The sequence below is a fragment of the Streptococcus merionis DSM 19192 genome (assembly GCF_000380085.1).
Taxonomy (GTDB): Bacteria; Bacillota; Bacilli; order Lactobacillales; family Streptococcaceae; genus Streptococcus; species Streptococcus merionis.
In genome coordinates, this window is record NZ_KB904554.1 from 1 (window position 1) to 5,348 (window position 5,348).

The 5,348-nt window shown below is 49.6% G+C and carries 1 tRNA gene and 3 rRNA genes; all 4 read right to left on the reverse strand.

Going from position 1 to position 5,348, the window contains the following annotated elements:
• A 5S ribosomal RNA gene (rrf, locus tag A3I5_RS0107105) occupies positions 1 to 116 on the reverse strand.
• Positions 117 to 202: 86 nt separating this feature from the next.
• A 23S ribosomal RNA gene (locus A3I5_RS0107110) occupies positions 203 to 3,106 on the reverse strand.
• 295 nt (positions 3,107 to 3,401) lie between these two features.
• A tRNA-Ala gene (locus tag A3I5_RS0107115) sits at positions 3,402 to 3,474 on the reverse strand.
• A gap of 317 nt (positions 3,475 to 3,791) precedes the next feature.
• Positions 3,792 to 5,348, reverse strand: a 16S ribosomal RNA gene (locus A3I5_RS0107120).
• Together the 16S, 23S and 5S rRNA genes with 1 tRNA gene alongside form the textbook arrangement of a ribosomal RNA operon.

Consider the following 5,348-nt stretch of genomic DNA (forward strand, 5'->3'; position numbering starts at 1 on the left):
GCTAAGCAACTCCCTTATCTCACAGGGGGAACCCCCCAACTACTTCAGGCGTGCTAGGACTTAACTGCTGTGTTCGGCATGGAAACAGGTGTATCCCCTAGGCTATCGTTACTTAACTTATCTGAATTGTTGCCAACTCAAAATTGAATATCTATATTCTATCAAGAAACTGAAAACTTGTCAATATATTCATGATATCTCTTAGGATAAGTCCTCGGGCGATTAGTATTGGTCCGCTTCATGTGTCGCCACACTTCCACTTCCAACCTATCTACCTCATCTTCTCTAAGGGCCCTTACTAACATATCGTTATGGGAAATCTCATCTTGAGGTGGGTTTCACACTTAGATGCTTTCAGCGTTTATCCCGTCCCTACATAGCTACCCAGCGATGCCTTTGGCAAGACAACTGGTACACCAGCGGTAAGTCCACTCTGGTCCTCTCGTACTAGGAGCAGATCCTCTCAAATTTCCTTCGCCCGCGACGGATAGGGACCGAACTGTCTCACGACGTTCTGAACCCAGCTCGCGTGCCGCTTTAATGGGCGAACAGCCCAACCCTTGGGACCGACTACAGCCCCAGGATGCGACGAGCCGACATCGAGGTGCCAAACCTCCCCGTCGATGTGAACTCTTGGGGGAGATAAGCCTGTTATCCCCAGGGTAGCTTTTATCCGTTGAGCGATGGCCCTTCCATGCGGTACCACCGGATCACTAAGCCCGACTTTCGTCCCTGCTCGAGTTGTAGCTCTCGCAGTCAAGCTCCCTTATACCTTTACACTCTGCGATTGATTTCCAACCAATCTGAGGGAACCTTTGGGCGCCTCCGTTACACTTTAGGAGGCGACCGCCCCAGTCAAACTGCCCGTCAGACACTGTCTCCCTAGATGATTAACCTAGCGGGTTAGAGTAGCCATAACACAAGGGTAGTATCCCAACATCGCCTCCTTCGAAACTGGCGTCCCGATCTCATAGGCTCCTACCTATCCTGTACATGTGGTACAGATACTCAATATCAAACTGCAGTAAAGCTCCATGGGGTCTTTCCGTCCTGTCGCGGGTAACCTGCATCTTCACAGGTACTAAAATTTCACCGAGTCTCTCGTTGAGACAGTGCCCAAATCATTACGCCTTTCGTGCGGGTCGGAACTTACCCGACAAGGAATTTCGCTACCTTAGGACCGTTATAGTTACGGCCGCCGTTTACTGGGGCTTCAATTCATACCTTCGACTTACGTCTAAGCACTCCTCTTAACCTTCCAGCACCGGGCAGGCGTCACCCCCTATACATCATCTTACGATTTAGCAGAGAGCTGTGTTTTTGATAAACAGTTGCTTGGGCCTTTTCACTGCGGCTCAGTCTAGCTGAGCGCCCCTTCTCCCGAAGTTACGGGGCCATTTTGCCGAGTTCCTTAACGAGAGTTCTCTCGATCACCTGAGGCTACTCGCCTCGACTACCTGTGTCGGTTTGCGGTACGGGTAGTGTATAAATTAACGCTAGAAGCTTTTCTTGGCAGCGTGACATCACTCACTTCGCTACTAAACTTCGCTCCCCGTCACAGCTCAACGTTAAAGGACTAAGCATTTGACTCAGTCCACGCCTCACTGCTTGGCCAGACACTTCCATTCGTCTGGTTGAGTTAGCCTTCTGCGTCCCTCCTTCACTCTATACACTAGTACAGGAATATCAACCTGTTGGCCATCGGATACACCTTTCGGTCTCTCCTTAGGTCCCGACTAACCCAGGGCGGACGAGCCTTCCCCTGGAAACCTTAGTCTTACGGTGGATGGGATTCTCACCCATCTTGCGCTACTCATACCGGCATTCTCACTTCTATGCGTTCCAGCACTCCTCACGGTATACCTTCTCCACACATAGAACGCTCTCCTACCATTACCTTTTAGGTAATCCACAGCTTCGGTAAATTGTTTAGCCCCGGTACATTTTCGGCGCAGGGTCACTCGACTAGTGAGCTATTACGCACTCTTTGAATGAATAGCTGCTTCTAAGCTAACATCCTAGTTGTCTGTGCAACCCCACATCCTTTTCCACTTAACAATTATTTGGGGACCTTAGCTGGTGGTCTGGGCTGTTTCCCTTTCGACTACGGATCTTAGCACTCGCAGTCTGACTGCCGATGATATCTCGTTGGCATTCGGAGTTTATCTGAGATTGGTAATCCGAGATGGACCCCTCACCCAAACAGTGCTCTACCTCCAAGAGATCTTAACATCGACGCTAGCCCTAAAGCTATTTCGGAGAGAACCAGCTATCTCCAAGTTCGTTTGGAATTTCTCCGCTACCCACAAGTCATCCAAGCACTTTTCAACGTGCCCTGGTTCGGTCCTCCAGTGCGCTTTACCGCACCTTCAACCTGCTCATGGGTAGGTCACATGGTTTCGGGTCTACATCATGATACTAAATCGCCCTATTAAGACTCGGTTTCCCTACGGCTCCGTCTCTTCAACTTAACCTCGCATCATAACGTAACTCGCCGGTTCATTCTACAAAAGGCACGCTCTCACCCATTAACGGGCTCGAACTTCTTGTAGGCACACGGTTTCAGGTTCTATTTCACTCCCCTTCCGGGGTGCTTTTCACCTTTCCCTCACGGTACTGGTTCACTATCGGTCACTAGAGAGTATTTAGGGTTGGGAGATGGTCCTCCCAGATTCCGACGAGATTTCGCGTGTCTCGCCGTACTCAGGATACTGCTAGAGCTATTGGAAATTTTAAATACGAGGCTCTTACTCTCTCTGGCCTACCTTCCCAGGTAGTTCTTCTATCTCCTTTAGTCTCACATCGCAGTCCTACAACCCCGATGAGTGAACTCATCGGTTTGCCCTCCTGCCGTTTCGCTCGCCGCTACTCAGGCAATCGCGTTTGCTTTCTCTTCCTGCAGCTACTTAGATGTTTCAGTTCACTGCGTCTTCCTTCGCATATCCTTAACAGATATGGATGACAACCATTAGTTGCCGGGTTCCCCCATTCGGACATCTCTGGATCTACGCTTACGTACAACTCCCCAAAGCATTTCGTCGTTAGTCACGTCCTTCTTCGGCTTCTAGTGCCAAGGCATCCACCGTGCGCCCTTATTAACTTAACCTTATTTAACCTAATTTTTTATCATTAGAAAACTCATTAATAGTCACAGCGTTTTCGGTTTATTTCTTGTTACTATTTCATCTATCTTTCGATAGACGGAATTTGATATAGATATTCAATTTTCAATGGGCAAGTTTAGGATACTAAGAGACGGTTCGCTTTAGCGAAAACTTCTGTAGAAAATTAGGAATCTGACGAAGTGTGACTTGCACACTAGGAAGATTATCTATTTTCCTAAGAAGTTAGTCTCGTGTTCAACTTCACTTCTATTAAGTTTAGTAGGATTCATATCCTAATGGAGCCTAGCGGGATCGAACCGCTGACCTCCTGCGTGCAAAGCAGGCGCTCTCCCAGCTGAGCTAAGGCCCCGTACACTGTTTATGTACTAAATTCTTATGAAGTTTTTTCGATAAGGAGGTCCTCTAAACCGCTGGTCCCTGTCGTGCGCTATCGCTTCGACAAAGCTTCAACCTGCGGTTTCGCTTAGCTGAGCTAAGCCCCCACATCTTCTATCTGGTCCCTAAGACCACTCAAAACTAAATAAGACAACGTACAGGTTTCCGAGCAATTGTATTCAGACTGAAACCCTAGTGAAAAAGATAAACTTCCTAGAGTCTGATGACTCTACGTCAGTTTCCTATTTTCATACGGATTTCTTAACGTCTTCATTACTTGCTTTTCCTTAGAAAGGAGGTGATCCAGCCGCACCTTCCGATACGGCTACCTTGTTACGACTTCACCCCAATCATCTATCCCACCTTAGGCGGCTGGCTCCTTACGGTTACCTCACCGACTTCGGGTGTTACAAACTCTCGTGGTGTGACGGGCGGTGTGTACAAGGCCCGGGAACGTATTCACCGCGGCGTGCTGATCCGCGATTACTAGCGATTCCGACTTCATGGAGGCGAGTTGCAGCCTCCAATCCGAACTGAGATTGGCTTTAAGAGATTAGCTTGCCGTCACCGGCTTGCGACTCGTTGTACCAACCATTGTAGCACGTGTGTAGCCCAGGTCATAAGGGGCATGATGATTTGACGTCATCCCCACCTTCCTCCGGTTTATTACCGGCAGTCTCGCTAGAGTGCCCAACTCAATGATGGCAACTAACAATAAGGGTTGCGCTCGTTGCGGGACTTAACCCAACATCTCACGACACGAGCTGACGACAACCATGCACCACCTGTCACCTCTGTCCCGAAGGAAAACTCTATCTCTAGAGCGGTCAGAGGGATGTCAAGACCTGGTAAGGTTCTTCGCGTTGCTTCGAATTAAACCACATGCTCCACCGCTTGTGCGGGCCCCCGTCAATTCCTTTGAGTTTCAACCTTGCGGTCGTACTCCCCAGGCGGAGTGCTTAATGCGTTAGCTCCGGCACTGAGTCCCGGAAAGGACCCAACACCTAGCACTCATCGTTTACGGCGTGGACTACCAGGGTATCTAATCCTGTTCGCTACCCACGCTTTCGAGCCTCAGCGTCAGTTACAGACCAGAGAGCCGCTTTCGCCACCGGTGTTCCTCCATATATCTACGCATTTCACCGCTACACATGGAATTCCACTCTCCCCTTCTGCACTCAAGTTCCGCAGTTTCCAAAGCATACTATGGTTAAGCCACAGCCTTTTACTTCAGACTTACGGAACCGCCTGCGCTCGCTTTACGCCCAATAAATCCGGACAACGCTCGGGACCTACGTATTACCGCGGCTGCTGGCACGTAGTTAGCCGTCCCTTTCTGGTAAGTTACCGTCACGATATGAACTTTCCACTCTCATATCCGTTCTTCTCTTACAACAGAGCTTTACGATCCGAAAACCTTCTTCACTCACGCGGCGTTGCTCGGTCAGGGTTCCCCCCATTGCCGAAGATTCCCTACTGCTGCCTCCCGTAGGAGTCTGGGCCGTGTCTCAGTCCCAGTGTGGCCGATCACCCTCTCAGGTCGGCTATGTATCGTCGCCTTGGTAGGCCGTTACCCTACCAACTAGCTAATACAACGCAGGTCCATCTGGTAGTGAAGCAGTTGCTTCTTTTAAGCTCCTAACATGTGTTAGACCCTCTTATGCGGTATTAGCTATCGTTTCCAATAGTTATCCCCCGCTACCAGGCAGGTTACCTACGCGTTACTCACCCGTTCGCGACTCTTCCTTCTTGGTGAGTGCAAACACTCGGTAAGAAGGAAGCGTTCCACTTGCATGTATTAGGCACGCCGCCAGCGTTCGTCCTGAGCCAGGATCAAACTCTCATTTA